We start from the raw sequence: 25,989 nt of genomic DNA on the forward strand, positions 1-25,989 counted from the left end.
ATTATAGGGCGAGGTCGTTGACGGACAGGATGCCCAGCAGGATCGAGATGATGATACCCGCGATGATTGCACCCAAGACCAAAATGAGCACGGGCTCCAGCAGGGTGAGCAACCGCTGCAGCCTGGCCTGCACGTCGCGCTCCAGGATATGGCCGACCTCCTGCCACATGCCGGCAAGGCGCCCGGTCTCTTCACCCACCCGGACAAGATTGACAGAGAGCGTGTCGAAGATCGCAAGCTCCGCCAGCGCGTCGGCCAAGCGTCGCCCTTGCTTGACGTCAGCCATCACACGGTGCAATCGCTGACGATGCTCTGGGTTACGGAAGGCGCCCTCGGCGATCGTCAAGGCGGTCACGAGGCTGACCCCACTGCTCAGCAGTGTCCCAAGGGTGCGGGCGAAGAGGGCTTGTTCGTACTGGAGCCGTAGAACACCCAACACCGGCCACCGGTATTGCCAGCGCAACCAACGCAGTCGCCCTGATGGGGAGCGCCACCACGCCACCATGGCGACGCATCCCACCAGTATCCCCACCGCGAGTTCCGGGGCGTGATCGGTAACGGCTTGGCTGAGCGCCATCACCGCTCGCGTCGCCACGGGCAGGCGATCCCCCATATCACCGAATACCTGCCGAAATTGTGGCACCACATACACGAGCATGATGAGCAGCGACAACACCGCCACGACAGCCAGTATGGCCGGATACGTGGCGGCGGCCAGTGCCTTGTCGCGGAGCTGGCGAACACGCTCGAGATGGTCTAGCACGCGGGCCAACGCATCAGCCATCTGGCCGCTGATTTCGCCGGTGCGAACCATGTTGATGTAGAAATCGTCGAATGCCTGCGGATGTTTGGCCAAGGCCCGACTGAAGGACTGACCCGCCTTGATATCGTCCAACAGCTGTTGATTGATGTGCAGCAGCTCGGTCGGCAGCGCGAGTTGCTCCAGCAAGCGCAGGGCGCGATCGAGTGATAGCCCTGCCCGCAGCATGGTGAGCAGTTCGCCTGTGTAGAGCTGGATGTCGCGACGCTTGAACTTTTGACCCGCCCGGCGACGCAACGAAAACCGCGCGGTGCCCGCGGACGCAGAGGTCCCTGCGTGGGCCACTGCCTGAGGCGCAGGGGGCGAAGCCCCGTCTGCTTCATCCAGGCGGTGAACGGCGACACTTTGGCTTAGCAAACGCCGCAGCGCGTCCGCGGCATCGCTGGCTGCCAGTACCCCCACGACCGGCTGGCCTCGCGCATCCACCCCCTGATACCGGTATTCACGCATCGGTGTGCTCCTGCGCCACGCGCAGGACTTCCTCCAAGCTGGTGAGCCCCTGCGCCGCTTTCAGCAGCGCGTCTTCAAAAAGACTGCGCATGCCCGCTTGAACCGCATGCGCGTGAAGCGCGCTGGTGTCACTCCCATCCAGAATGCGGCGACGGAGCTCATCGTTGAGCACCAACAGTTCGTGTACTCCCGTGCGCCCCCAGTAGCCCGTTCCACGACAGCGCTCGCATCCGACCGCCCGACAAAACGTCGGATTGGCGACGTCCAAGCGCCCGAAACCAAGGCTTTCCAGCAGGGCGGGCGGGGGCTCATATGGCGCTTTGCAATGGACACAAAGTTGTCGCACCAAGCGCTGAGACAGCACACCGATGACGCTGGATGTGATCAGATAACGCTCCACACCCATGTCTTGCAACCGCACGATTGCTCCGGCCGCTGTATTGGTGTGCAAAGTGGAGAACACCAAATGCCCTGTGAGGGCCGACTGGACCGCGATCTGCGCGGTTTCCGTATCGCGCATTTCGCCGATCATGATGATATCGGGATCCTGCCGCAAGATCGCCCTCAGGGCGCGGGCAAAGGTGAGTCCGATGGCCGAATGAATCTGGATCTGGTTGATCCCCGGGAGTTGATACTCCACCGGGTCCTCGACCGTGATGATTTTCTGGGCATTGGCATCGAGCTTGGCCAGGGACGCGTAAAGGGTGGTGGTCTTACCCGACCCAGTCGGCCCCGTCACCAGCACGATCCCGTAGGGATGATCGAGCAGGCGACGCCAAGCAGCCAGCGTATCCGCGGCAAAGCCCATTTCATCCAATTCCAGCCGAACCGATGAACGGTCCAGTACCCGCATGACAACGCTCTCGCCATGGGCGGTCGGCACGGTTGACACACGCAAATCAAGCTCTCGACCCTTGACACGGGTTCGAATACGTCCGTCCTGCGGCAAACGCCGTTCCGCGATATCCAGATGCGCCATGAGCTTGACACGCGAAGTCACCGCGGCGGACAGGTTCGGTGACAAGCGCTCATGCAACTGAATCTGACCATCGACCCGATACCGCACATGCAGCCCATCGTCGAAAGGCTCAAGGTGAATATCGGAGGCACGCAGGTCGACGACGCGCGCAATCATCTGGTTCACCCGGCGAATGACAGGCGCTTCGCTGGCGAGGTCCTTGAGGTGCTCTACAAATTCTGCGGCGTCGGTGTCATCGATGCCATCAGGCGCATCTTCCGACTCCGCACTTACCAGCGATCCTTGCAGGGCTTTTTCGAGATCCGCCTCAGACGCTAGCCGCAGATCGAGGCGCGCACCGGTTACCATCTGCAGCGCTTTGCGCAAAAAGTCGTCTTCTGGGTGCGCCACCGCAACCGTCAAAACCTCGTCTTGCAGCGCCATGGGATAAACCAACTGGGCGCGCTGAAACTCCGGCATCAAACCCGGCACTTCCACAGGAAACGGCGGAAGCTCGTCCAATGTCACGACGGGGATACTCAACTGCTCAGCCAACGCCTGCAGGACATCCGACTCCGTGACGAGCCCCAAGCGCACGAGCAATTGACCCAACTGCGTTTGAGGTGTCTCGCGCTGGGCCAGCAGCGCACGATCCAAATCGCGCGGCTGTAGCTTGCCAGCTGCAACCAAAATTTCGCCCAACAGCGGCCGGCGGGAGACAGGAAGAGCAGTCGTCGTGGCGATATTCATCACATTCACTCAGATTGACCATTTGTGGCGACGACGGGATTGGTACTGGCGATATACCTCAGAACGCCACAAACGGCAAAGCCCGCTTATATGCCAAACAGCATGACGCAGACTGTAACGACTGCGACGCTGTCCGACATGCTGAACGATAACATCTGATGCCACCCCTATACTGTAACCAGCAAGTTGCAATCGCAAACAAAAATCAACATCCTCAACATACAATCGGTATTTTTCATCAAACCCCCCAATAGCGTCATAGGCACTGCCGCGCACCAGCATACATGCACCATTCACCCAATCCGGCGTCTTGTGCGGACGCCCCCCTCGACCCATCAGGCGACACAGAATTCGGTAAAAAATTCGAGTCGGGGTCGGCAGTTCGCGAGCAAAGTCTTGTTCATTACCGATCAAATCCAACTGCCTCGGACAAACCAGACCCACGTCCGACGGCGTCATATACGGAATAAGCTTTTCCAAAATCAAATCATTCCACGTCACATCCGGATTGAGCACCCACCAATAGTCCGGGATACTTTCGCCAAGATGTTGCTCCGCCCTGAACGCCTGATTATGATTTTCAGCAAACGACCTGGACTGGCTATTGTTTCGCAACCTCAAGTCGAAGGGCCAGATCTGGGAACACAGCGCAGATTGCCATTGAGGATCGGGAATATCAAACGTCAACCAAACCCGCCGCACCCGAGAGCCTTCCCGCGCGATCCGCTGCAATAATGGCAACAGTTGCGAGCCGTGCCCATGGGATACGATCGAGACAGCAACGCCGTTCACAATAGACACGCCTGCGAGAAATCGACGCCTGCCGCGTCTTTCGCTGAAATGAGGGGCGCATCCTCAGCAAGTGGCCACTCTATCGCCAGCGTCGGATCGTCCCACCGGATACAGCGCTCGTGCGCGGGACTGTAGTAGTCAGTGGTTTTGTAGAGGAAGTCCGCCTCGTCGCTGAGCACGAGAAAGCCGTGCGCGAACCCCGGCGGAATCCACAGTTGCCGGTGGTTCGATTCGCTGAGCTCCACACCCACCCAGCGGCCGAACGTGGGCGAATCGCGCCGGATATCGACCGCCACGTCGAACACCGCACCGCGCACAACGCGCACGAGTTTGCCCTGCGCTTTCGGCGGCAGTTGGTAGTGCAGCCCGCGCAGCACACCGCGGCGACTGCGGCTGTGGTTGTCCTGCACGAACGTGAGGCCGTGCAGACCGGTGGCCGCCTCGAAATCGCGCTGGTTATAGCTCTCGAAGAAAAACCCGCGCGCGTCCCCAAAGACCTTGGGCTCGAGGATCAGCACGTCGGGGATGTCGGTGGGGATCACGGTATACGGCATCGTGCACCTCACCCCAGCAGACCCAGCAGGTATTGGCCGTAGCCGCTCTTGGCGAGCGGCTCGGCCAGACGCTGCAGCTGCGCATCGTCGATCCAGCCGTTGCGCCACGCCACCTCCTCGGGACAAGCGATCTTGAGGCCCTGGCGGCGCTCGATGGTGGCGATGAAGTGGCCGGCATCCAGCAGGCTGTCGTGCGTACCGGTGTCGAGCCACGCGTAGCCGCGCTGCATGATCTGCACCGACAGCTGTCCGCGCTCGAGGTACGCGCGGTTGACATCGGTGATTTCGAGCTCGCCGCGGGCGCTGGGGCGCACACGGCGGGCGATGTCGACGACCTGCTCGTCGTAGAAATACAGGCCGGTCACGGCGTAGTTGGATTTAGGCTGCGCGGGTTTTTCTTCGATGCTGGTCGCCCGCCCCTCGGCGTCGAAGGCGACGACGCCGTAGCGCTGCGGGTCGTGCACGTGGTAGGCAAAGATGGTGGCACCTTCGGTCTGCGCGTCGGCCGCGCGCAGCAGGGGCTGCAGGTCGTGGCCGTAAAAGATGTTGTCCCCCAGCACGAGGGCGCTCGGGTGGCCGGCGACGAAGTCCGCGCCGATGATGAACGCTTGTGCCAGCCCTTCCGGCCGGGGTTGGACGGCGTACTGCAGCCGCATGCCCCACTGGCTGCCGTCGCCCAGCAGCTGTTCGAAGCGCGGCGTGTCCTGCGGGGTGCTGATGATGAGCACCTCACGAATCCCGGCGAGCATCAAGGTGCTCAGCGGGTAGTACACCATCGGCTTGTCGTACACCGGCAGCAGCTGTTTGCTGACCGCGAGCGTGGCCGGGTGCAGCCGGGTGCCGGAGCCACCCGCCAAAACGATACCTTTGCGCATGGGAAAACGCCGCTTGGCTCGCACCAAGCGGCTCACTGGAATCTGGATGCAATCCGCCGCGCTCAGGCCGCGACGTCAAAGCGCTTCGGCGGACTTGCGCACCAAACGCTGCACGTCGCGGTCCATTGGCAGCGCGTAATCATACCCGCGCAGGATCTGGCCCGTCTCGGACCGCACGAGCTTGATGTTGACGTAGACGTACTGCCCGGCCACCGAGTAGGTTCCCACCAGAACGGCCGTGGCTTGATGGACGCGGGCGATGTCCTTAATTTCTCGCGAGAGCAACAGCTCGCCGGTTTGCTCGCGCACGAAGACGTCACCGCGCAGCTTCATCTCGCGCACGTCGATACCGGCAGCCGCAGCTGCGGAGCTGTACTGCTCGGACAAGGTACGGCCCAGCGGCGACGAGACGCGCAGATCGTTGACGTCAACGATGGTTGCCACGAGCAGAGGCGAAACCATCCCCGGCGGCAGGCCAGCGAGCAGCTTGCCCACAGCATCACGGTTCGCCTGCAGGAAGGGGTGGGACGCAGCTTCCTCGTAGGTCGGTCCATTCGGCTTGGCGGTGGTCACGCAGCCGGCCAACGTAAACGCAGCGGCAGCAGCGATCAGCGATACAACGAGGCGTTTCATTGCGACACTACCTTGTAATCGCGCGTGGCCGGACCACGAACCACCTGAAACAGCGTGGCGTCACTGTCCTCGACGTAGTACACGTCGGTGTTGCGGGCGACGTACCGGTCGCCTTGCATAATGGTCGTGGTGAGGATGACCTCGGTGTGGGTGGGCCCCCCACTGTATTGGCTGCGCGCCAGATCCGCGATGGCTGCGTACCCCAATCCACCGACCATCGCCGCGTCCCGATGAGCGTGCACACCCAAGTAATGCGCGACATAGACACCAGCCGTCACGGCCGTAAAGAGGCCCGGGATGAGGTGCGGCCGGTCGCTGTTGTGCCGGATGACCTGCGCCTCGTAGCTAACTTTTAACGGAGCATCTTCACGCTCGACAACGGTCTTACCCTGGTTGACCATGCGCGTGATCAGCAGCTCGCGGAAAGCACGGTCGAACGTCGAGGGCTGCGCCGGCAATTTCACCTGGATCGGTTGGCCCGCGTCACCCGCCGACCCCAGCCGCACCAGTGTGTTGGCGACGACGTGCTGCGCCACAGCGTCCCAGTGGCCGGCGGATCGAACCTTGAGTTGTGACGTGTAAGGAAAGTTTTCAGCAACCGGAATCGGGGCGTGCGAGCACCCCGCCAATCCGGCCAATGTCGAGGCGACTATCGCCCCAGTCATGAGAAGACGATTCACGGAACCTCCTATTTTTATTTTCCTCAAAAACGATAACATGCATCAGGCAGCGCGTCAAGAAAAACGCACGCGGTTGCCTCACGACGTGGTATTTTTGCCAGCGAGTCGTGGGACGACGGCGTAAACCAGAATGCAGCCTGCGACGGCCGCGATCAAAAGCCCACCAGCCATTCGGCGCACCGCCGCACCCCCTCTTCCCAAGCTGGCAAACGCAGCCCGAAGGTCTGTTGCAGGCGGCTGGTGTCGAGGCGCGCGTTGTGCGGCCGGCGCGCGGGGGTGGGAAAGGCGCTGCTCGGCACCGGATCGATCGCTTGCACGCGCCAGCCGGCGTCGGGCCAGCGTCGGCGCGCGGCGTCGATCAGCACGGTGGCATAGCCGTGCCACGTGGTGACGCCCGCGGCGGCGAGGTGGTAGGTTCCCCCACCCACCCCGGTGGCGAGCACGTGCCGCAGTGCGTGAGCGGTGACGTCGGCGATGAGGTCCGCCCCGGTCGGGGCACCATACTGGTCATCGACGACGGTCAGGCGCTCGCGCTCGCGCGCCAGGCGCAATATCGTGCGCGCAAAGTTGCCCCCGCGCGCACCGTAAACCCATTGCGTGCGCAGAATCAGGTGCTGGCAACCGCTGGCGCGAATGGCGTCCTCGCCGGCCAGCTTGGTGCGGCCGTAGGCGTTGAGCGGGCCGGTGAGGTCGTCCTCGCGCCAGGGCCGCTCTCCGCTGCCATCGAACACGTAGTCCGTGCTGTAGTGCACGAGCCAAGCCCCCATCTCCGCGGCCACCTGCGCAAGCACGGCGGGTGCCTCGGCGTTGACGCGGTGCGCCCGCGCGGTGTCGGTTTCCGCCCGGTCGACCGCGGTGTAAGCCGCGGCGTTGACGATCGCCGTGGGGCGCACGACTGCGACCGTGCGCCGCAGCCCATCCAGGTCGCTGAGGTCACCGCATAACGCTTCGGCGCACCCAGGCAGGCGTCCACCGGCTCGCTCGAGCGCTATCACGTCGCCAACGATGGCTAGGCTTCGCTGCAGCTCCCAACCAACTTGCCCGCCCTTTCCGAACAGCAAAATCCGGCTGGTCACCTCATCGGCGAACGATGAATCCACCTTCACACCACAACTCAACTATTTCTCCGTCGCCCAAACATAATAAGCCACCCCTTCATACAAATATGACGGATAGTTCGCAATAATGAAATCCCGCTCTTGTTGATTAGTGGTGTAGAAATGCGCGCCAGCGGCTTGATTGTAGAATCGATACAGCGGAACACCGGTAACAGAATCACCTACGAACCACGCCTCCCCCTCATAGAGGAACTGGGGATATGTTTTTCTTACATGATCACGCTCCGCTTCACTGATAGTGTAAAAGTGGGCACCCGTGGAGGTGTTATAAAAACGATAAACTGTGCGCACACCAGTCTGCTTGGATGGGTACGCATAAAATGCTATCCCTTCGTACCGAAACGATGGGTAGTTTGCAACCACAAAATCGCGCTCCGTCTTACTGATAGTAAAGAAATGGGACCGGGTGAGATCGTTGTAAAACCGATAAACAGGATTTCGAGGAGGAAGACTCACAACGGGATCCAGCCATTTTTTCAGACCATTCTGAAAAGCCTTATCAAATCTTCCATATACAGAAACAGAGCCAGAACAAGCAGATGTCCCACCCCGAAGAACACCAATCACGTAACGATCCCCACCGACAGAACGGAAAAGAGAGGAGCCGCTACTGCCAGGCTCCGTCGTCCCGACATCCCATAGGACTCCATGGTAATCCCCGACGGCAGCCGTGGACTCGCTACACGAAAACGATCCGCCAGAGCTATCTGCGCAACTCAAATACCCACCATTTGTACCGAAACTGATTTTTTTCAAATCTCCCCGTGGGTGATGAATGCCAGCGACCGATTGCATTAGCGACTGAACATTTGCATCCCATGCCGCAAAAACAACATTGCCAGCAGGCACCTGGTTCAATTGAATCAATGTTGTATCCTGAGCCGACTGAGCCGACAACAAAAGACCCCCACCCCGCGTGACAAATGCCTCACTCGACATCGTTGCAGACGAGCAAGCGGGAGCCTGATAATTCCACCATGCCTCCAATGTCGATGCAAATGACTGGCTGGCGATGCAATGACTAGCAGTCAACAAATACGGTGTAAAATCTTGCCTTCTGTTGTTGAGCAGGGTGCCTGTGCAGAGGTAGCTCGCACCGGATGCCGGGTCACTAAAAACAAGGCGCGCAACGCTCCGGCCTGCTCTTTGATCCGGATCCGCCGCACACGCAATGTTTCGCTGGCAAACGAGAGACTCGCCAATCTGGCTGTCGAGCGTCTTTTCTACCGACTCGGCAAAATGCGATACCCAATCAACGGAGACCTCAAATTTATCCTTATCGAGCGCGCCAGGCAAAACAAAGACGACCGTCAGACTCTCCCCTTGGGCTGTAGGCGACACTACCGAATAACGGCCGTTTTTCACTACCCCCAAGTCTGAATCTCGCGCAGACGATTCAATAATATTGAAACCATCTTTTTCCAGCAGTACCTGCCCGTCTTCCTGAATAAAATAAAGCCGACTCCGCGGATCTATACGCGAAAAACTGAGTCGCGCCCGCAACGCCCCCGCCTTGGGAGATATCAACCTGAGCGACGACTGCCAATTTCCAACAGAGTCTCGCTTCCAAGACAACTTTTGCGCCAGATTAGATGCCGCACCCACCCGCTCATCGACACGGCCGTATCCAATTTGCAATACAGGCCCTTGATCTTTTCTGAGCAACTGTTCCGATGGATTGGGCTCAGAGAGGCTAAAAACGTAAGGATCGGCGACGATTTCTATCCGCTTGTTTTCCTGTTTTAACTCGGGCATCGCCCGCGATGCTGCAGAGGAGAAAGCAGATAGTGAGGGCAGTTTATTTTCCTCTGACCGTGCGTTGTTACTTAGTGCACCCAGACTGATCACTGCAATCAGCCCAAGTGTACGCAGTAGACGCCCACTCGCGGGAAAAATACGAAGAGTCTGGCTCACGGGTAACCTCCTAGCTGTTGGCGGCCAACATGTTAGCCGAATGTCGTTTTCTTTAAAGCACGCTAGAACCACATTGTGGCTCCGAGCCAACAGTCATATGGCATACTGCTGAGCGACCCACTGGCGGTACGCGCCGCTTTGCACGCGCGCCACCCACTGCGGGTGGTCGAGGTACCACTGCACGGTCTTGCGGATGCCGCTCTCGAAGGTCTCGGCCGGCCGCCAGCCCAGTTCGCGCTCGATTTTGCGGATATCCATCGCGTAGCGCCGGTCGTGCCCTGGGCGGTCGGCGACGAAGGTGATGAGCTGCTCGTAGCGTTCGACGGGCGCACCGCTGCGCGCGTCGCGCACGCCGCGCTGCGGTGCCGGGGCGAGTTCGTCGAGCAGGGCGCAAACGGTGCGCACGACCTCGAGGTTGGTTTTTTCGCTGCGGCCGCCGATGTTGTAGGTCTGGCCCGGCGTGCCGGCCTCCAACACACGGCGGATGGCGCTGCAGTGGTCGCCAACGTAGAGCCAGTCGCGCACCTGCTGGCCGTCGCCGTAGACGGGCAGCGGTTTGCCCGCGAGCGCGTTGACGATGATGAGCGGGATGAGCTTCTCCGGAAAGTGGTACGGCCCGTAGTTGTTGGAGCAGTTGGTGGTGAGCACCGGCAGGCCGTAGGTGTGGTGCCACGCACGCACGAGGTGGTCGCTCGCGGCTTTGCTGGCGCTGTAGGGGCTGTTGGGTTCGTAGCGGTTGGTCTCGGCAAAGGGCGGGTCGGTCGGGGAGAGGCTGCCGTAGACCTCGTCGGTGCTCACATGCAGAAAGCGAAACGCTGGCCGTTCGGCTTCGGGCAGCGTGGACCAATAGGCCCGCACCGCCTCCAGCAGCCGGAAGGTGCCCACCACGTTGGTCTGGATGAAATCCTCCGGCCCATGGATGGAGCGGTCGACATGGCTTTCAGCAGCAAAGTTGACCACCGCCCGCGGGCGATGCTCGGCCAGCAGCCGCTCCAGCAGCGCGCGGTCGCCGATGTCGCCCTGCACGAAGGTGTGGCGCGCATCGCCTTCGAGCGCGGCGAGGTTCTCGCGGTTGCCGGCGTAGGTGAGTTTGTCGAGGTTGACGATGGGTTCGTCGCTGCACCGAAACCAGTCGAGGACGAAGTTGCTGCCGATGAAGCCGACACCGCCGGTGACGAGGAGGGTCATGGAATGAAGCACGAAAGCAGAAATGGCAGGAAGTTTACGCGTCAGACGCGTGGGTCGCGCCATGGGGGCTGTCCGAATTTTTGTGGGTGCGAGCCCGCCTATGGAGGGGACTCAGGCCGCATATGGCGCGGCCGGTTGGGTGAAGCGCTGGCCGTGGGCAAGAGCCTGTCGGGAATATCTTGTTCGAAGCCTGCTGGCCCCGTCGCCGGCTCTCATCCCCGCTGCGCGGCGCTGCTTTTGTACGGATATCCAGTTGCGCCCCAGGAGCCCTCTCTCTACGATGCATGTGGATAACCGGTCAGGGAGGATGTAATGGCAAAAGGGCACCTGTGGCGGTATGGGGCGGCGCTGGTCGCTGGTTGGATCATTGGGTGGTCAGCGCTGGCGGCCGGCCCCGTGGTCGAGGTCAACCGCGCCAGTGCGGCCGACCTCGCAGCCCTGCCGGGGATCGGGCCGGTGCTCGCGCAGCGGGTGATCGAAGCCCGCCAGGCCCGGCCGTTCACGAGCTGGGCGGACCTGCAGGCGCGCGTGCGGGGGATCGGCCCCAAGACCGCCGAACGGCTGTCTGTCGAAGGCTTGCGCGTGGACGGGAGCAGCTATGGCCAGGAGCTCGCGCGCCACACGGCCCGCGGCAGTACCCCATCGTCTCTGACGGAGACCCCGCCACCCTCGGCCGGGTATCGCGGACGATAGACCAACGGCCGACGAGCCGTCGGCGCGGGCCATCGGTGCTGCGCAGCCGATGGACACACCCAAGATGCGCGATACCGGCAAAGCAACGGGCACAACGACAGATCACTGTCATGCCGACACGCATCCATCATCGAACGAACGTTCGTACTATGATTGCAATATGAGTACCGACATCCAAGCCGCTTTCGAAGCCGCGCTGCAGCGCATCCCCACGCTCACCCAGCGCCCCGACAACAACACGCTGCTGCAGCTCTACGCCCTTTACAAGCAGGCCACGGAGGGCGACAACACCACGCCCAAACCCAGCCTGACCGACGTGGTCGCGCGGGCCAAGTGGGACGCATGGACCAAGCTCAAAGGCGTGGCACGCGAGGAGGCCATGCGCCGCTATGCGGCGCTGGTGGAAACGCTGGAGTAAACGATCGCCGCAGGGGGGCTCGCCTGTCACGAGCGACGGTGCGCACGCGGCGCTGGCCGACACGGAGGATTCAGCGCTACCGCCTTGGCTGGTCAGCGCACTCGGGAGGTCGGCCGCCGCGCAGTATGCGCGTGCTGGGCTGGTCAGCGCGCCCGGGGGGGGGGGGCGACGGTCAGCCGCGCGCGGGGGTAACAGCCGCCACGCGCAGCACCTCGACCGCGCAGTCGTAGAACGTCGGACCGCCGCCGAGGTCGGTCAGCGCTTGGCTGGTCAGTTCGTTGACGTTGGTGCCGTCCGCGCCGAACTTGCGCCACCAAATCCCCAAGCCGACCACCACGCCGGGGCGCGCGCGGCCATTCAGGCGCGCGCGGGTGCGGTGGCGGCCGCGGTCGTTGAAGACCTCCACCCAGTCGCCATCGGCGATACCGCGCGGGGCGGCGTCGTCCGGGTGCATCTCCAGCACCGGCTCGCCCTCGGCGTCGCGCAGCGACGTGACGTTGACGAAGGTCGAGTTCAGAAAGTTGCGCGCCGGCGGCGAAATCATCGCCAGCGGGTGGCGCGGGTCAGCGCCGGGCGGTTCGTGATTCGGCAACACCGCCGGCAGCGGATCCAGCCCCTGCGCAGCCAGCCGCGGGCTGGCAAATTCAAACTTGCCCGACGGCGTGGGGAACCCCCCATTGGCAAACGGCGCGTCGGGCACCGCCAGCGGCGCGTGGCCCTCGCGCAGCAGGGTTTCGAAGTCCACCGCATCGCCAAATGCCTGGCGGCACAGCGTCAGGTCGTCGTCGGCAAAGCACGGTTCGTCAAAGCCCATGCGCCGCGCCAGCTCCCGAAACACCCAGGTGTTGGGCCGCGCCTGTGCCAGCGGCGCGATTGCCGGGCGGTTGAGCAGCACGTCGGTGTGCCCGTAACTCAGGTGGATGTCCCAGTGTTCGAGCTGCGTGGTAGCGGGCAGGACGTAGTCGGCGTAGTCGGCCGTGTCGGTCTGGAACTGCTCGAGCACGACGGTGAACAGGTCCTCGCGCGCGAAGCCCTGCACCACCCGACGCGACTCTGGTGCCACCGCCACGGGGTTGCTGTTGTAGACGATGAGCGCCTCGATCGCCGGGCCGAAGTCCGGCGAGGCGGGACGCAGCAGCGCGTCCCCGATCGTGCTCATGTTGATGACGCGCGGCTGCGGGCAGGGGCTGCGCTGCAAGAGGTCCGGCCGGTACAGCACGTCGCGCTGCACCGGGTACCAGCCGGAGCTCGACAGCAGCAGGCCGCCGGCGCGGTGCCGCCACGCCCCGATCACGGTGGGCAGACAGGCCACGGCGCGCACCGCGTTGGCCCCGCCGCGCACGCGCTGCATGCCGTAGTTGAGACGGATGGCCACCGGGTCGCGCCGCTCGACACACGCGCCGATGTCGCGCGCCAGCGCCGTGATCTGCTCCACGGGCAGCCCGCACACCGCCGCCGCGCGCGCCGGCGGCCACTGCAGGGCACGTTCGCGCAGCGCCTCCCGCCCCAGCGTGTGGCGCTGCACGTAGTCGTCATCGACCCAGCCGTGCACGATGCATTCGTGCATCAGCGCATAGGCCAGTGCCGCGTCGGTGCCGGGCAGCAGGGCGAGGTGCGCGTGGCATTTTTCGGCGGTTTCGGTGCGGCGCGGGTCGATGCACACCAGGCGCGCGCCCGCGCGCTTGGCCTGTTGGGCGTAGCGCCAGAAGTGCAGGTTGCTGCCGATGCTGTTGCTGCCCCAGATCAGGATCAGTTTGCTCTCGGCGAAGTGCTCCACCCGCATGCCGACCTTGCCGCCGAGCGTGTAAGCGAGCCCCGCCGCCCCGGCCGATGCACAGATGGTTCGGTCCAGCAGCGACGCCCCGAGCCGGTGGAAGAAGCGCGCGGCCATCGCCTCGCCCTGCACCAGCCCCATCGTGCCCGCGTAGCTGTACGGCAGAATGGCCTGCGGGTCACGCGCGGCGATCGCGCGCAGCCGCGCCGCGATGTCGTCTAGCGCCTCGTCCCACGTCACCGGCTCGAAGCACCCCGCCCCTTTGGGCCCCACGCAGCGCAGCGGCTGCCGCAGGCGATCCGGGTGATAAACCCGCTCCAGATAACGGCTGACCTTGGTGCACAGCACGCCACCGGTTTGCGCGTGGTCGGGGTTGCCCTGCAGCCGCACCGCGCGGCCGTCGTGCACGGTCGTGACGAACGAGCAGGTATCCGGACAGTCGTGGGGGCAGGCACCGATGACGGTGCGCGCGGTGTCTGCGCTTGCGGCACCGGCGGCGACAAAAGGGGGATCGGCTGACATGCGCGCATGGTACGTCACGCAGCGACACGCCGTCGTCGCCGGGCGTGACGGCATGACATGCGCGCATGGTACGCCACCGTCGCCATCCCCTTGCAGCGCGCCGGCTCCAGCTCACGCATCCCCCGGACCACTATTGATCCGGTACGAAGAAGTTTTGACACTCCCGCAGCGTTCCGTGCTCGTAAGGGAAGCGGGGGATTCAAGACAAAACCGTGCCGGAGCAATAGGCTGCCGAACACCCGCACAGGCACACGGGCGCATCGTTTCACGTTAGCATGACCGCATGAAGCTGATCGAGCCCATCGTCGCGCAGGCGGCGGCGTTTGCCGCCATCCGCCGGGATCTGCACGCGCACCCGGAGTTGTGCTTCGAGGAGGTGCGCACCGCCGAGCGGGTGGCGGCGCTGCTTGGCGAGTGGGGCATCCCCGTCCACTGGGGGTTGGGCAAAACCGGGGTGGTCGGCGTCCTCCACGGGCGCGACGGCGGGGCGTGTGGCCGCGCCGTGGGCCTGCGCGCGGACATGGACGCGCTGCCGATGACGGAGCTCAACACCTTCGACCACGCGAGCCGCCACCCGGGGCGCATGCACGCGTGCGGGCACGACGGCCACACCGCGATGCTGCTGGCCGCGGCGCAACACCTGGCGCAGCAGCGCGACTTCGACGGCACGGTGGTGCTGATCTTCCAGCCGGCCGAGGAAGGCGGCGGTGGCGCGCGCGAGATGATCGCCGACGGGCTGTTCGAGCGCTTCCCCGTGGAAGCGGTGTTCGGCATGCACAACTGGCCCGGGCTGCCGGTGGGAACGTTCGCCGTCAGCCCCGGGCCGGTGATGGCCTCCAGCAACGAGTTCCGCATCACGCTGCGCGGCAAGGGGGGTCATGCGGCGCTGCCGCACACCACGGTGGACCCGGTGCCGGTGGCGTGCCAGCTGGTGCAGGCGTTCCAGACGATCCTGACGCGCAACCTGCGGCCGGTGGAGCCGGGCGTGATCTCAGTGACGATGATCCACGCGGGCGAGACCACCAACGTCGTGCCCGACCACTGCGAGATCCAGGGCACGGTGCGCACGTTCACGGTGGAGACGCTCGACCTGATCGAGGCGCGCATGCGCGCGCTCACCGAGGGCATCGGCGCCGCGTTCGGCGTGCAGGTGGACTTTCACTTCCGGCGCAACTATCCGCCCACCGTCAACCACGCGCCGGAGGCGGCCTTCGCCGCCGAGGTCATGCGCGACATCGTCGGGCCCGAGCGCGTGGTGGCGCAGGAGCCGACGATGGGGGCCGAGGACTTCGCCTACATGCTGCAGGCCCGGCCCGGCGCGTATGTGTTCATCGGCAATGGTGACGGGGCACACCGCGCGGACTACGGACCCGGCCACGACGCGGGGCCGTGCACGCTGCACAACCCGCGCTACGACTTCAACGATGCGCTGATTCCGCTGGGGGCGACGTTCTGGGTGACGCTGGCGAAGCGCTGGCTGGCGCGGCCCCAAACCGCTCCCGCGCAATCGTGAGCAGCCCGTCGAAGATCAACCCCTCGACCAGCTCGAACGGCACCGTCATGTGCGGCGCCATCTTCCACCCGGCGCCGCCGGTCATCAGGCACACCGGCTCCTGCCCGCTGTGGGCGCGCAGGTTGTCCCACATGCGCTGCACGGCACCGGCGATCGCGAACGTCCCACCGCTCGTGAGCGCGTCGCTGGTGTTGGTGGGAAACGCCCGCACCTCCCCGGTGGGAACGTGCAAGCCCGCTGTGCCGGACTCCAGCGCGCGCAGCATGATGCCGTGCCCCGGCAGGATGATGCCGCCGAGGAACCGCCCGCCCGCGTCGATGGCCTCCACCGTCACCGCGGTGCCGACCATTACCACCACGCACGGCCGCTGCTCACCGCGGGCCAGCAACCGCTGGCGCGCGCCGATCATCGCCACCCAGCGGTCCGGCCCGAGCCGCGCCGGGTGGTCGTAACCGTTGACGAGGCCCGCTTCCGCTTGGCTGGGCACCACCCACTGCACGGGGGCGTCCCAGAGTTCGAGCTGCTCCTCGACGCGGTAGCGCACGCCCGCGCCGGCGACGATGCTGCCCAGCACCCAGCGCGGGGCGCGCAACGCGCGCCAGTCGCCTTCGGCCAGTGTCTCGATATTCTCGAGAAACTGCACGCCGTGCGCCAACAGCCGCGCGCCCGGATGCGGCGCTTCGTACAGCGCCCACTTCAGGCGCGTGTTGCCCACGTCCAGCGCGAGCAAGGTGTCGGCGGTGCGGTGGACCGCATCGGGCGCGGGGGGCGGCACGGTCGTCATGAAAACATCATAAACCCGCGCTGCGCCCCGCTTGGCCGGCACCGGACAGTGGGCGCGTCAGTTCTGGCGCCAAGGCAGCCCACGGTGGCGCCAGCCCCCGCGCTGCCCCCGGTGCCCATGCTCGTCGAGGTCGCCCTCGAAACCCTCGAGAATGTTGTAGGCGGTCGCGCCCAGTTCGGTCGCGCGTCGTGCCGCCGCGATCGAGCGCGCCCCGCTGCGGCACAGCATCAGCAGCGGCCGGTCGTCCTGCGCGAGCAGCGCCCGCACGCCGTCGTCAAAGGCCGGGTTGGGCTGCATGCCGGGCCACTGCTTCCAGGCCAGCGGCACGGCCCCCGGCACGTAGCCGACCCACTCGCGCTCCGCGTCGGTGCGCACGTCCACGAGCCGCGCCCGCCCCGCCTGCACCCACTGCCACGCCAGCGTCGGCGCGACGTCCCCGGCGTAGCCCTGCGCAGGTCGCGGCACCTCCAGCTCGGCGCCGGCCGCGTCGTGTCGCACGCCGCCGCGCAGGTTGGCCGGTACCGCCTCGTCCATGCGACGCGGCCGCGGCAGGTTCAGCCCGTTCATCAGCGCGATGAACTCGTCGCGCGAGCGGCCCGCAAGGCGCGGGTTGTGCGCCTTCTCGTGCCCGATGGTCGAGTGCGTGCGGCCGTGGTAGTCGTGCCCGGGCCAGACGATGGTGTCGTCCGGCAGCGCGAACAACACACGCGTGATGCTGTCGTACAGGGTGCCGGCGTCGCCGGACTGAAAGTCGGTGCGACCGCACCCTTCGATGAGCAGCGCATCGCCAGTGAAGACGTGTCGCTGTCCCGCGTGTTCCCACAGGTAGCTCATGCTGCCGGCGGTGTGGCCGGGCGTGGCGAGCGCGCGCAGGCGCTGCGCACCAAACGGGATCTCATCGCCATCGCGCAGCGCGCGGTGCACGGTCGTGATGCCGCAGGCGGCCGGCGCGGCCGTGTGCGCGCCGGTGTGCTCGGCGAGCCGCAGCGCGCTCGTGATGTGGTCCGCGTGGGCGTGGGTCTCGATCACCCACTGCAGGCGCAACCCGTACTCGCGCAGCACCTGCAGGTCGCGCTCGAGCTGCTCATCCACCGGGTCGATGATGACGGCGTCGCGCGTGTCCACGTCGAAAAGCACGTAGGTGTACGTGCACGAATCGGGGTCGAAGAGCTGGATCGGGTTCATGGCAGCGCACATCGTAACGCGTGCGCCGCCCTCGCCAAAGCCGATTGGCAATGGCGTCAAAGTCCGCTAATATTTTGACGTTTACGTAAACGTCAATCTGAAGGGGCCACATTACGGCCCAAACGGCGGCACCACACGCCACTGCCCCCCACGCCAGCGCAGAGGAGACCCCCGTGACCCAGCTCAACGCCGATTACCAAGCCCTCGCCCAATACCGCCCCACCAACAAAGTGCGCTTCGTCACCGCCGCCAGCCTGTTCGACGGACACGACGCGGCGATCAACATCATGCGCCGCATCCTGCAGAGCATGGGGGCGGAGGTGATCCACCTGGGCCACAACCGCAGCGTCGACGAGGTGGTCACCGCCGCGCTGCAGGAGGACGTGCAGGGGGTGGCGGTCAGCTCCTACCAGGGCGGGCACGTCGAGTATTTCAAATACATGGTCGACCAGCTGCGCGCGCGCGGCGGCGCGCACGTGCTCGTCTTCGGCGGCGGCGGCGGGGTGATCGTGCCCAGCGAAATCCGCGAGCTGATGGACTATGGCGTCGCCCGCATCTACAGCCCCGAAGACGGCCAGCGCATGGGGCTGCAGGGGATGATCGGCGAGATGCTGATGCGCTGCGACCGGGATTTGTCCGAATTCGCGCCGACCACGCTCGAAGCGCTGCGCGGCCACACGGACGCGGCGTGGCGCGCGCTCGCGCAGTGGATCACCGCGGTGGAAAACGGCCGTGCCGACCCGGCGCTGCTGGCGCAGGTGCGCGAGGCCGCGGCCGCCACACGCGTGCCGGTGCTCGGCATCACCGGCACGGGCGGCGCGGGCAAGTCGAGCCTGACGGACGAACTGATCCGCCGCCTGCGGCTGGACCAGGACGACCAGCTGCGCATCGCCGTCATCAGCATCGACCCGAGCCGCCGCAAGAGCGGTGGCGCGCTGCTGGGCGACCGCATCCGCATGAACGCGATCGGCCCGTGGCAGCAGGGGCCGCGCGTGTACATGCGCAGCCTCGCGACGCGCGACTTCGGCAGCGAAATCTCGGCGGCGCTGCCCGACGTGATCGCCGCATGCAAGGTGGCGGGCTTCGACCTCGTGGTCGTCGAAACGTCCGGCATCGGGCAGGGCGACGCGGCGATCGTGCCGCACGTGGACGTGCCGCTGTACGTGATGACGCCGGAGTTCGGCGCGGCCAGCCAGCTCGAGAAGATCGACATGCTCGACTTCGCCGAGTTCATCGCGATCAACAAATTCGACCGCAAGGGGGCGCTGGACGCGCTGCGCGACGTGCGCAAGCAGGTGCAGCGCAACCGTGAGGCGTGGGGCGTGGCGCCGGAGCAGATGCCGGTCTTTGGCACGATGGCGGCGCGCTTCAACGACGACGGGGTCACGGCCCTGTACCAGGCGATGCTGCCGCGGCTGGCGGCGCTGGGGCTGCCGCTGCCGCTCGGGGCCGACGGCGGCCGCCTGCCACGCGTCACGACGCGCCACAGCAGCCAGTTGCACGCGATCGTGCCGCCGCAGCGCAGCCGTTACCTGGCCGAGATCGCCGACACCGTGCGCGCCTACAAGCGCCGCGTGCGTCAGCAGGCGCGGCTGGCGCGCGAGATCCAGCAGCTTCGCGCCGCGGCCACGATGCTCAGCGTCGACAAGCCGCACCGGCCCAAGGCGGCCGAGGCGGCGCTCGACCTCGCCCAGCAGCGCGAGGAGCGGCTCGACGCCGACGCGCGCAAGCTGCTCGCGCAATGGCCCGACATGCAAAAGGCTTATGCGGGTGACGAGTACGTCGTCAAGATCCGCGACAAGGAAGTCCGCACGCGGCTGACGCACACGACGCTCTCGGGCAACAAGATCCGCAAGGTGGTGCTGCCCAAGTACGAGGACCACGGCGAGCTGCTGCAGTGGCTGATGCTGGAAAACGTGCCGGGCAGCTTCCCCTACACCGCGGGCGTGTTCGCCTTCAAGCGCGAAAACGAAGACCCCACGCGCATGTTCGCGGGCGAGGGCGACGCCTTCCGCACCAACCGGCGCTTCAAGCTGCTGTCGGAGGGCATGCCCGCCAAGCGGCTGTCCACCGCGTTCGATTCGGTCACGCTCTACGGACACGACCCCGACCCGCGGCCCGACATCTACGGCAAGATCGGCAACTCGGGCGTCAGCATCGCGACGCTGGACGACATGAAGGTGCTGTATTCGGGCTTCGATCTGTGCGACCCGGCCACCAGCGTGTCGATGACGATCAACGGCCCCGCGCCGACGATCCTGGCGATGTTTTTCAACACCGCCATCGACCAGCAGATCGACAAGTTCCGCGCCGACAACGGCCGCGAGCCCACCGACACCGAAATCGCCAAGATCAAGGCGTGGGTGCTGGAAAACGTCCGCGGCACGGTGCAGGCCGACATCCTGAAAGAAGACCAGGGCCAGAACACCTGCCTGTTCTCCACCGAGTTCAGCCTGAAGGTGATGGGCGACATCCAGGAGTATTTCGTCCACCACAACGTGCGCAATTTCTACTCGGTGTCGATCTCGGGTTACCACATCGCCGAAGCGGGCGCCAACCCCATCAGCCAGCTCGCGTTTACGCTGGCCAACGGCTTCACCTACGTGGAGTCGTACCTGGCGCGCGGGATGCACATCGACGACTTTGCGCCCAACCTGTCGTTCTTCTTCAGCAACGGCATGGACCCCGAGTACACGGTGCTGGGCCGCGTGGCGCGCCGCATCTGGGCGGTGGCGATGCGCGACAAGTACGGCGCCAACGAGCGCAGCCAGAAGCTCAAATACCACATCCAGACCAGCGGCCGCAGCCTGCACGCGCAGGAAATCGCCTTCAACGACATCCGCACCACGCTGCAGGCGCTGATTGCGATTTACGACAACTGCAACAGCCTGCACACCAACGCCTACGACGAGGCGATCACGACGCCCACCGAGGAATCGGTGCGCCGTGCGATGGCGATCCAGCTCATCATCAACCGCGAGTGGGGGCTGGCGAAGAACGAAAACCCCAACCAGGGCGCCTTCATCATCGAGGAGCTGACCGAACTCGTGGAAGAGGCGGTGCTGGCCGAATTCGAGCGCATCGCCGAACGCGGCGGCGTGCTGGGCGCGATGGAGACCGGCTACCAGCGCGGCAAGATCCAGGACGAGAGCATGCACTACGAGATGCTCAAGCACACCGGCGAGCTGCCCATCATCGGCGTCAACACGTTCCGCAACCCACACGGTGACCCGATCCCCGAGTCGCTGGAGCTCGCCCGCTCCACCGAGGAGGAAAAGCAGTCGCAGCTCGCGCGCCTGCGCGACTTCCACGCCCGCCACGCGCACGAGGCGCCGGCGATGCTGCAGCGCCTCAAGGACGCCGTCATCGACAACCGCAACGTCTTCGAAGTGCTGATGGACGCGGTGCGGTGCTGCTCACTCGGTCAGATCACGCAGGCGCTGTTCGAGGTAGGCGGCCAATACCGGCGCAACGTCTGACCACCCTCGGCGCCGTGGGATACTGCGGCCATGCAGGTTCGATGGTCCGCCGCAGCAATGGGGAGCGGCAATGTGCGCAGTATTGTCGCCATGGTGGTGGCGGTGGGGTTCTTCGCGCTGATGGACAGCGTGCTGAAAACGCTGAGCGCGCACTACCCGGCCACGCAGGTGGCGGCGCTGCGCGGCTGGACCGCGCTGCCGCTGGTGCTGGGCTACCTCGCGTGGCGGCGCAGCTGGGCGCGCGTGTGGCGCGTGCGCTGGCCGCTGCACGCCGCACGCGGCGTGCTGGCCGTGGTGATGCTGACCAGCTTCACGTGGGGGCTGCAGTCGCTGCCGCTGGCCAACGCGTACACGCTGTTTTTCGTCGCGCCGCTGCTGATCACGCTGCTGGCGATCCCGATCCTCGGCGAGCGCGTGCGCCGCGCCCACCTCGCGGCCATCGTGGCGGGTTTGGTGGGGGTCGTGATCGCGCTGCGTCCGGCCCCGGGCGCGTTCCTGGGGTGGGCGGGGCTGGCGGTGCTGCTGTCCGCCGCGTGCTACGCGGCGTCGGCCGTGCTGGGACGGCTGGCCTGCCGCACCGACGCACCGGACAGCCTGGTGTGGTGGTCGATGGTGGCGCTGGCCGCCGGGGGCACGGCGCTCGCGTGGCCGCACTGGCAGCCCGTGCGCGCGGAACACGCCCCGTGGCTGCTGGCGCTGGCGGCGACGGGCTTCGTCGCGCAGATCGCCATCACCGAGGCTTTCCGCCACGGGCAGGCGAGCGCCGTCGCGCCCTTCGAATACACCGCGCTCGTCTGGGGCGTGGCGCTGGACGTGGCGCTGTGGGGTGTCTGGCCCGACGCCCCGACGCTGCTGGGCGCGGCGGTGGTCATCGGCGCCGGGCTGTACTTGCTGCGGCACGAGCGGCTGCACGCGCGCCGCGACCTGCACACGGGCACGCCGCACCCGTAGCCGGTGGTGGGCACCCGCCCCCTTCCGTGACGCTGGCCTTGCCCCCTCGACGCGCCTCCGGCCGCGCTACTCTGCCTCCACCGGCCAGACCACCCCCTGGTCGGTCAGGATCGCGTCCAGCGGCACGTCGTGCGGCTCCGGCTGCAGCCAGGGCACGAACGCGTTGGCATACGCCAGTCCGACCGTGAACGGTCGCGGCTGCAGCGCGGCGAGCGTGCGGTCATAAAACCCCCCGCCGTAGCCGAGCCGCGTGCCCCCGGGCCCGTAGCCCACGCAGGGCACGAACAACAGCGTCGGCTGCACGACCTCGGTGTCCTTGGGCTTGGGGATGCCGTAGGCGTCCGCTTCCGTCGGACAGCCCGGGTACCAGACGTGAAAGCGCAGCGTCTTGGCCACCTTGTCGATCACCGGCAGGGCGATGCGGCGGCGCTGGCGGGCTTGTGTGGCGTCCTCGACATCGGCCGCCTCCTGCCAGCGGTGCAGCGCCGGCAGGGGGTCGAATTCGCCCTTGATCGGCCAGTACGCCCCGACGACGGTGTCCACGCGGCCGACCATCCACACCCGCATGACGCGCTGCAGCGCCTCGTTGCGCGCGAGGCGGTCCGGCAGGCGCAGCCGTTCGGCCACCAGCCGCTCGCGCCACTGGCGCTTCGCGGCCGCCGGGTCGAGCGGTGGGCGCTGGCGCGCGGGGTCGATGTTCTCCATAATCGCCCTCATGGATCCGGTTCGGAAACGCTCCCGGGGACGACGCGTCGCCCCCGCCACCACCCGCTGGCACCGGGCGGTCGCCGCCATCTTACCCGCAGGGCGCACGGTGCTTGCCGCGCTCGCGCTGGGGACGGCTGGGCTGGTGGTTCAGCCCGCGCGGGCCACCGTATCGCCCCCCGCTTCTGCGGCCCCATCCGCCTCCACGCAGGCGGCAGCGCCGGACGCCGCCCGCGCCGCGCTGCTCGAGATGCGCGCGGCGTTCCAGAAGGGGGACGCCAGCCGCCTCGCGGCGCTGCTGCCGCGGGTCGCCGGCGACCCGCTCGAGCCGCTCGCCGCGTACTGGACGCTGCGCGCACGGCTGGAGCGCGCCAGCGCCGAGGAGGTGCAGGCGTTTCTCGCTCGCTGGCGTGATACGTATTGGGAAGACCGGCTGCGCAACGACTGGCTGCTCGTACTCGGGCAGCGGCAGGCATGGGAAGCGCTGCTGCGGGAAGCGGCGGCGTTTCGCATGAACGACGATGCGGAGGTGCGCTGCTACACCGCGCTGGCCCGCTGGGCCACGGGCCGTGCGTCGGCGGCCGACATCGCCCCCGAGGTGCGGCAGGCGTGGCTGACGCAGCGCCAGGCGATGCCCGGGTGCGCCGCGGCCGCGCAGCGGCTCATCGAGGCCGGGGCGCTGCCGCGCGACGTCGCGTGGCAGCGGGCACGCCTGGGCGTGGAAGCGGGGCGGCTGGCGGTCGCCACCCAGGCGGTCGGCCTGCTCGACCCCGAATGGGTGCCGCTGGTCGAGCGCGCCTACGCCGCGCCGCAGCGCTACCTGGACGACAAGCTGACCGCCGTGCGTCACCGCACGAAGGAGATCGTGACGCTAGCGCTCATCCGCCTGGCGACGGTGAACCCCGCCGAGGCCGCCGCGGAAGCCGCCCACCTGCGCTGGCGTGCACAACTGACCGACGAGGAGCGCGCGTGGGTGTGGGGCGCGATCGGCAAACGCGCCGCGCAGCGGCTGTCGGATGAGGCGCTCGCGTACTTTGCGCGGGCGGCCGACGCCCCGCTGCCTGATGAATGGCGCGTGTGGCAGGCACGCGCCGCGCTACGCGCCGGTGACTGGACGACCGTGCGACGCGCCATCGAGGCGCTGGACGAGCCGCGCCGGCGCGAGCCGGTGTGGACCTACTGGCTTGCGCGCGCGCTGGCGGCCAGCGGTCGGGCCGACGATGCGGCGGCCGCGCGGTCGCTGTATGAACGCATCGCGGGCAGCGGCGGGTTCTATGAGCAGCTCGCCGCCGAGGCGCTGGGTCGGCCCCTCGCGCTGCCACCGGCGCCACCACCGCCCACCGCCGCGGAACGCGCGGCCGTCCGCGCCAACGCCGGGCTGCAGCGCGCGCTGCGGGCGATCGACATCGGCCTGCGCACCGAGGGCGTGCGCGAGTGGCATTACGAAATCGCACTGCACCGCCCGGGCGGGCTGGGTGAGCGCGAGCTGCTCGCCGCCGCCGAGTGGGCGTGCGAGCGCGGCGTGTGGGACCGCTGCATCAACACCAGCACGCGCACGCGCGACGCGGTCCACATCGGCCAACGCTACCCCACGCCGCTGCGCGAGCTGGTGACGAAGCACGCGCAGGCCATCGGACTGGACCCGGCGTATGTCTACGGCCTCATCCGCCAGGAGAGCCGCTTCGTGATGGACGCGCGCTCGCACGTCGGGGCGTCGGGCCTGATGCAGGTGATGCCGGCGACCGCGCGCTGGACCGCGCGCAAGATTGGCTTGACCAGCTTCGAGCCCGACCAGATCACCGACCCGGACACCAACGTGCGCATCGGCACCGCGTACTTGAAGCTCGTGCTCGACGACTTCGAGGGGTCGATGGCGCTGGCGGCGGCGGCCTACAATGCGGGGCCGGGGCGCGCCCGACAGTGGCGGCAGGGCCCGACGCTCGAGGCGGCGGTGTGGATCGAGAACATCCCGTTCGACGAGACACGGGACTACGTCAAGCAGGTGCTGGCCAACACCACGGTCTACGCCGCCATCCTCAGCGGCGAACCGCAACGCCTGAGCACCCGGCTCGGGCGCATCGGCCCGCGGCTGGCCACCGCGCGCGCGCCCGACACCGAACTGCCGTGACGTGACGCGACGCCACGGCGTCAGCGCAAGCGAGGTCACCATGAAACACGTGCTGGTACTGGGCGGCACTGGCTTCGTCGGCCGCCATCTCTGCGAACGGCTCACCCGTCAGGGGGTGCGCGTCACCGTGCCGACACGGCACCTGGAACACGCCAAGGCGGTGCAGATGCTGCCAATGGTCGACGTCGTCGCGGCCAACGTGCACGACGACCGCGTGCTCGAGCGGCTGCTGCCGGGCCACGACGCGGTGGTCAACCTGATCGCGGTGCTGCATGGCAACCGACGCCGTTTCGAGGAGGTGCACGTCGCGCTGCCGCAGCGCCTGGCCGAGGCGATGCTCGCCGCGGGCGTGCGCCGGCTGGTGCACGTCAGCGCCCTCGGAGCCAGCCCCGCGGGACCGTCGAACTACCTGCGCAGCAAGGGCGAGGGCGAGGTGGCGCTGCGCCACGTGGCCGAGGCCGGCCTGGCGCTGACGGTACTGCGCCCGAGCGTCATCTTCGGGGCGGAGGACCGCTTCCTCAACCTCTTTGCGCGGCTGCAGCGCAGCCTGCCGTTCGTGCCGCTGGCGGGCGCGCACGCGCGCTTCCAGCCCGTCTGGGTGGGCGACGTCGCCCAGGCCATCGTCCACGCCCTGCAGCGCGACGACAGCATCGGCCAGACCTACGAGGCCGTCGGCCCCGAGGTGTGGACGCTGGCGGACCTGGTGCGGCTGGCCGGCCGACTCAGCGGCCACCCGCGCCCGGTCATCCCCCTGCCGCGGGCCGTGGCCTATTTCCAGGCGCTGCTGATGGAGTGGCTGCCGGGCGAGCCGCTGCTGACCACCGACAACCTGCGCTCGATGGAGGTGGACAACGTCGCCACCGGCACGCTGCCGACACTGCGCGAGCTCGGCATCACGCCAAGCGCCGTCGAGCCGGTCGCGGCGCGCTACCTCGACCTGGACGGCCCGGCCGACCCGCTGATCGGCCTGCGGCGCACCGCGCACCTGCGCCGCTGAAACGACACCCAACAAAAAAAGGGCCGCCACCCCGCGCGGGACGGCGGCCCGTCAGGCTCCCCAGAGCGCGCCTTGTGGCTGTACGGCACCCCAAGCCCGATTGGGTGC

The 25,989-nt window shown here is 66.6% G+C and carries 21 protein-coding genes and 1 pseudogene; 7 read left to right on the top strand and 15 right to left on the bottom strand.

The genetic code is table 11. From position 1 onward, the window contains the following. Nucleotide 1: 1 nt before the first annotated feature. The 10 genes from LCC91_RS10420 to rfbB all read right to left on the bottom strand — a co-directional run bounded on the left by LCC91_RS10420 (nt 2) and on the right by rfbB (nt 10,732). The gene (locus tag LCC91_RS10420) at nt 2-1,270 is read right to left on the bottom strand and encodes a type II secretion system F family protein (RefSeq protein WP_143897321.1); all 1,269 of its coding nucleotides are present in this window, start codon (nt 1,268-1,270) and stop codon (nt 2-4) included. Beyond that, complete coding sequence (locus LCC91_RS10425; RefSeq protein ID WP_043698343.1) at nt 1,263-2,978, bottom strand: GspE/PulE family protein; 1,716 nt, start codon at nt 2,976-2,978, stop codon at nt 1,263-1,265. Before LCC91_RS10425 ends, LCC91_RS10420 begins: the two co-directional genes overlap by 8 nt. Before the next feature lie 9 nt (nt 2,979-2,987). After that, complete coding sequence (locus LCC91_RS10430) at nt 2,988-3,770, bottom strand: glycosyltransferase family 2 protein (protein WP_185974842.1); 783 nt, start codon at nt 3,768-3,770, stop codon at nt 2,988-2,990. After that, the gene (rfbC, locus tag LCC91_RS10435; RefSeq protein WP_043698345.1) at nt 3,767-4,324 is read right to left on the bottom strand and encodes a dTDP-4-dehydrorhamnose 3,5-epimerase; all 558 of its coding nucleotides are present in this window, start codon (nt 4,322-4,324) and stop codon (nt 3,767-3,769) included. The genes LCC91_RS10430 and rfbC overlap by 4 nt, the downstream gene beginning before the upstream one ends. An 8-nt stretch (nt 4,325-4,332) precedes the next feature. Further along, complete coding sequence (gene rfbA, locus LCC91_RS10440) at nt 4,333-5,199, bottom strand: glucose-1-phosphate thymidylyltransferase RfbA (RefSeq protein ID WP_043698347.1); 867 nt, start codon at nt 5,197-5,199, stop codon at nt 4,333-4,335. 75 nt (nt 5,200-5,274) lie between these two features. Further along, complete coding sequence (locus tag LCC91_RS10445; RefSeq protein ID WP_043698349.1) at nt 5,275-5,832, bottom strand: FlgO family outer membrane protein; 558 nt, start codon at nt 5,830-5,832, stop codon at nt 5,275-5,277. Beyond that, complete coding sequence (locus tag LCC91_RS10450; protein WP_224440918.1) at nt 5,829-6,512, bottom strand: hypothetical protein; 684 nt, start codon at nt 6,510-6,512, stop codon at nt 5,829-5,831. Before LCC91_RS10450 ends, LCC91_RS10445 begins: the two co-directional genes overlap by 4 nt. Nucleotides 6,513-6,664: 152 nt before the next feature. Beyond that, nucleotides 6,665-7,588, bottom strand: coding sequence for a dTDP-4-dehydrorhamnose reductase (gene rfbD, locus LCC91_RS10455; RefSeq protein ID WP_043698391.1), 924 nt, complete (start codon nt 7,586-7,588; stop codon nt 6,665-6,667). 42 nt (nt 7,589-7,630) lie between these two features. Further along, a complete protein-coding gene (locus tag LCC91_RS10460; protein ID WP_143897320.1) occupies nt 7,631-9,544 on the bottom strand; it encodes a serine protease in 1,914 nt (637 codons plus the stop codon). Nucleotides 9,545-9,637: 93 nt separating this feature from the next. Continuing rightward, nucleotides 9,638-10,732: a dTDP-glucose 4,6-dehydratase gene (rfbB, locus tag LCC91_RS10465; RefSeq protein WP_043698353.1), complete on the bottom strand. Its 1,095-nt coding sequence runs from the start codon at nt 10,730-10,732 to the stop codon at nt 9,638-9,640. Between the two features lie 312 nt (nt 10,733-11,044). On the opposite strand from rfbB, the gene LCC91_RS10470 reads away from it, so the two are divergent. Continuing rightward, a complete protein-coding gene (locus LCC91_RS10470) occupies nt 11,045-11,425 on the top strand; it encodes a ComEA family DNA-binding protein (RefSeq protein ID WP_052231339.1) in 381 nt (126 codons plus the stop codon). Between the two features lie 160 nt (nt 11,426-11,585). Next, on the top strand, nt 11,586-11,843 hold the full coding sequence (locus LCC91_RS10475) for an acyl-CoA-binding protein (RefSeq protein WP_043698356.1): 258 nt from the start codon (nt 11,586-11,588) through the stop codon (nt 11,841-11,843). A 172-nt stretch (nt 11,844-12,015) separates the two neighbouring features. Here LCC91_RS10475 and LCC91_RS10480 read toward each other — a convergent pair whose 3' ends face one another. Beyond that, nucleotides 12,016-14,139, bottom strand: coding sequence for a molybdopterin-containing oxidoreductase family protein (locus LCC91_RS10480; protein WP_052231340.1), 2,124 nt, complete (start codon nt 14,137-14,139; stop codon nt 12,016-12,018). Nucleotides 14,140-14,422: 283 nt separating this feature from the next. Here LCC91_RS10480 and LCC91_RS10485 point away from each other — a divergent pair, with 283 nt between their 5' ends. Further along, the gene (locus tag LCC91_RS10485; protein ID WP_043698359.1) at nt 14,423-15,652 is read left to right on the top strand and encodes a M20 aminoacylase family protein; all 1,230 of its coding nucleotides are present in this window, start codon (nt 14,423-14,425) and stop codon (nt 15,650-15,652) included. Here LCC91_RS10485 and LCC91_RS10490 read toward each other — a convergent pair. The 3 genes and pseudogenes from LCC91_RS10490 to LCC91_RS10500 all read right to left on the bottom strand — a co-directional run. Continuing rightward, the gene (locus LCC91_RS10490; protein ID WP_052231341.1) at nt 15,558-16,436 is read right to left on the bottom strand and encodes a type III pantothenate kinase; all 879 of its coding nucleotides are present in this window, start codon (nt 16,434-16,436) and stop codon (nt 15,558-15,560) included. The genes LCC91_RS10485 and LCC91_RS10490 overlap by 95 nt on opposite strands. 57 nt (nt 16,437-16,493) lie before the next feature. Continuing rightward, the gene (locus LCC91_RS10495) at nt 16,494-16,934 is read right to left on the bottom strand and encodes a rhodanese-like domain-containing protein (RefSeq protein WP_399206486.1); all 441 of its coding nucleotides are present in this window, start codon (nt 16,932-16,934) and stop codon (nt 16,494-16,496) included. Further along, nucleotides 16,929-17,621, bottom strand: a pseudogene (locus tag LCC91_RS10500) (MBL fold metallo-hydrolase); the annotation flags it as partial. The gene LCC91_RS10495 and the pseudogene LCC91_RS10500, both read right to left, overlap by 6 nt. 173 nt (nt 17,622-17,794) lie before the next feature. Between LCC91_RS10500 and icmF the strand changes: the two are divergent. Beyond that, nucleotides 17,795-21,100, top strand: a complete 3,306-nt coding sequence (gene icmF / locus LCC91_RS10505; RefSeq protein WP_043698364.1) for a fused isobutyryl-CoA mutase/GTPase IcmF — start codon at nt 17,795-17,797, stop codon at nt 21,098-21,100. A 72-nt stretch (nt 21,101-21,172) separates the two neighbouring features. Next, nucleotides 21,173-22,051 (top strand): DMT family transporter, encoded by an 879-nt coding sequence (locus LCC91_RS10510; protein ID WP_224440919.1) that lies wholly within the window; start codon nt 21,173-21,175, stop codon nt 22,049-22,051. A 66-nt stretch (nt 22,052-22,117) separates the two neighbouring features. On the opposite strand, the gene LCC91_RS10515 is transcribed toward LCC91_RS10510, so the two are convergent. Next, nucleotides 22,118-22,756, bottom strand: a complete 639-nt coding sequence (locus LCC91_RS10515) for a 5-formyltetrahydrofolate cyclo-ligase (protein WP_052231343.1) — start codon at nt 22,754-22,756, stop codon at nt 22,118-22,120. A 145-nt stretch (nt 22,757-22,901) separates the two neighbouring features. On the opposite strand from LCC91_RS10515, the gene LCC91_RS10520 reads away from it, so the two are divergent. Together LCC91_RS10520 and LCC91_RS10525 are read left to right on the top strand one after the other, a co-directional pair. Continuing rightward, nucleotides 22,902-24,884, top strand: coding sequence for a lytic transglycosylase domain-containing protein (locus tag LCC91_RS10520; RefSeq protein WP_399206488.1), 1,983 nt, complete (start codon nt 22,902-22,904; stop codon nt 24,882-24,884). 40 nt (nt 24,885-24,924) lie between these two features. Then, on the top strand, nt 24,925-25,881 hold the full coding sequence (locus LCC91_RS10525) for a complex I NDUFA9 subunit family protein (protein ID WP_043698733.1): 957 nt from the start codon (nt 24,925-24,927) through the stop codon (nt 25,879-25,881). The last annotated feature ends 108 nt before the right edge of the window (nt 25,882-25,989 follow it).

Source organism: Tepidimonas taiwanensis, assembly GCF_020162115.1.
In the GTDB taxonomy this organism is placed as follows: Bacteria; Pseudomonadota; Gammaproteobacteria; order Burkholderiales; family Burkholderiaceae_C; genus Tepidimonas; species Tepidimonas taiwanensis.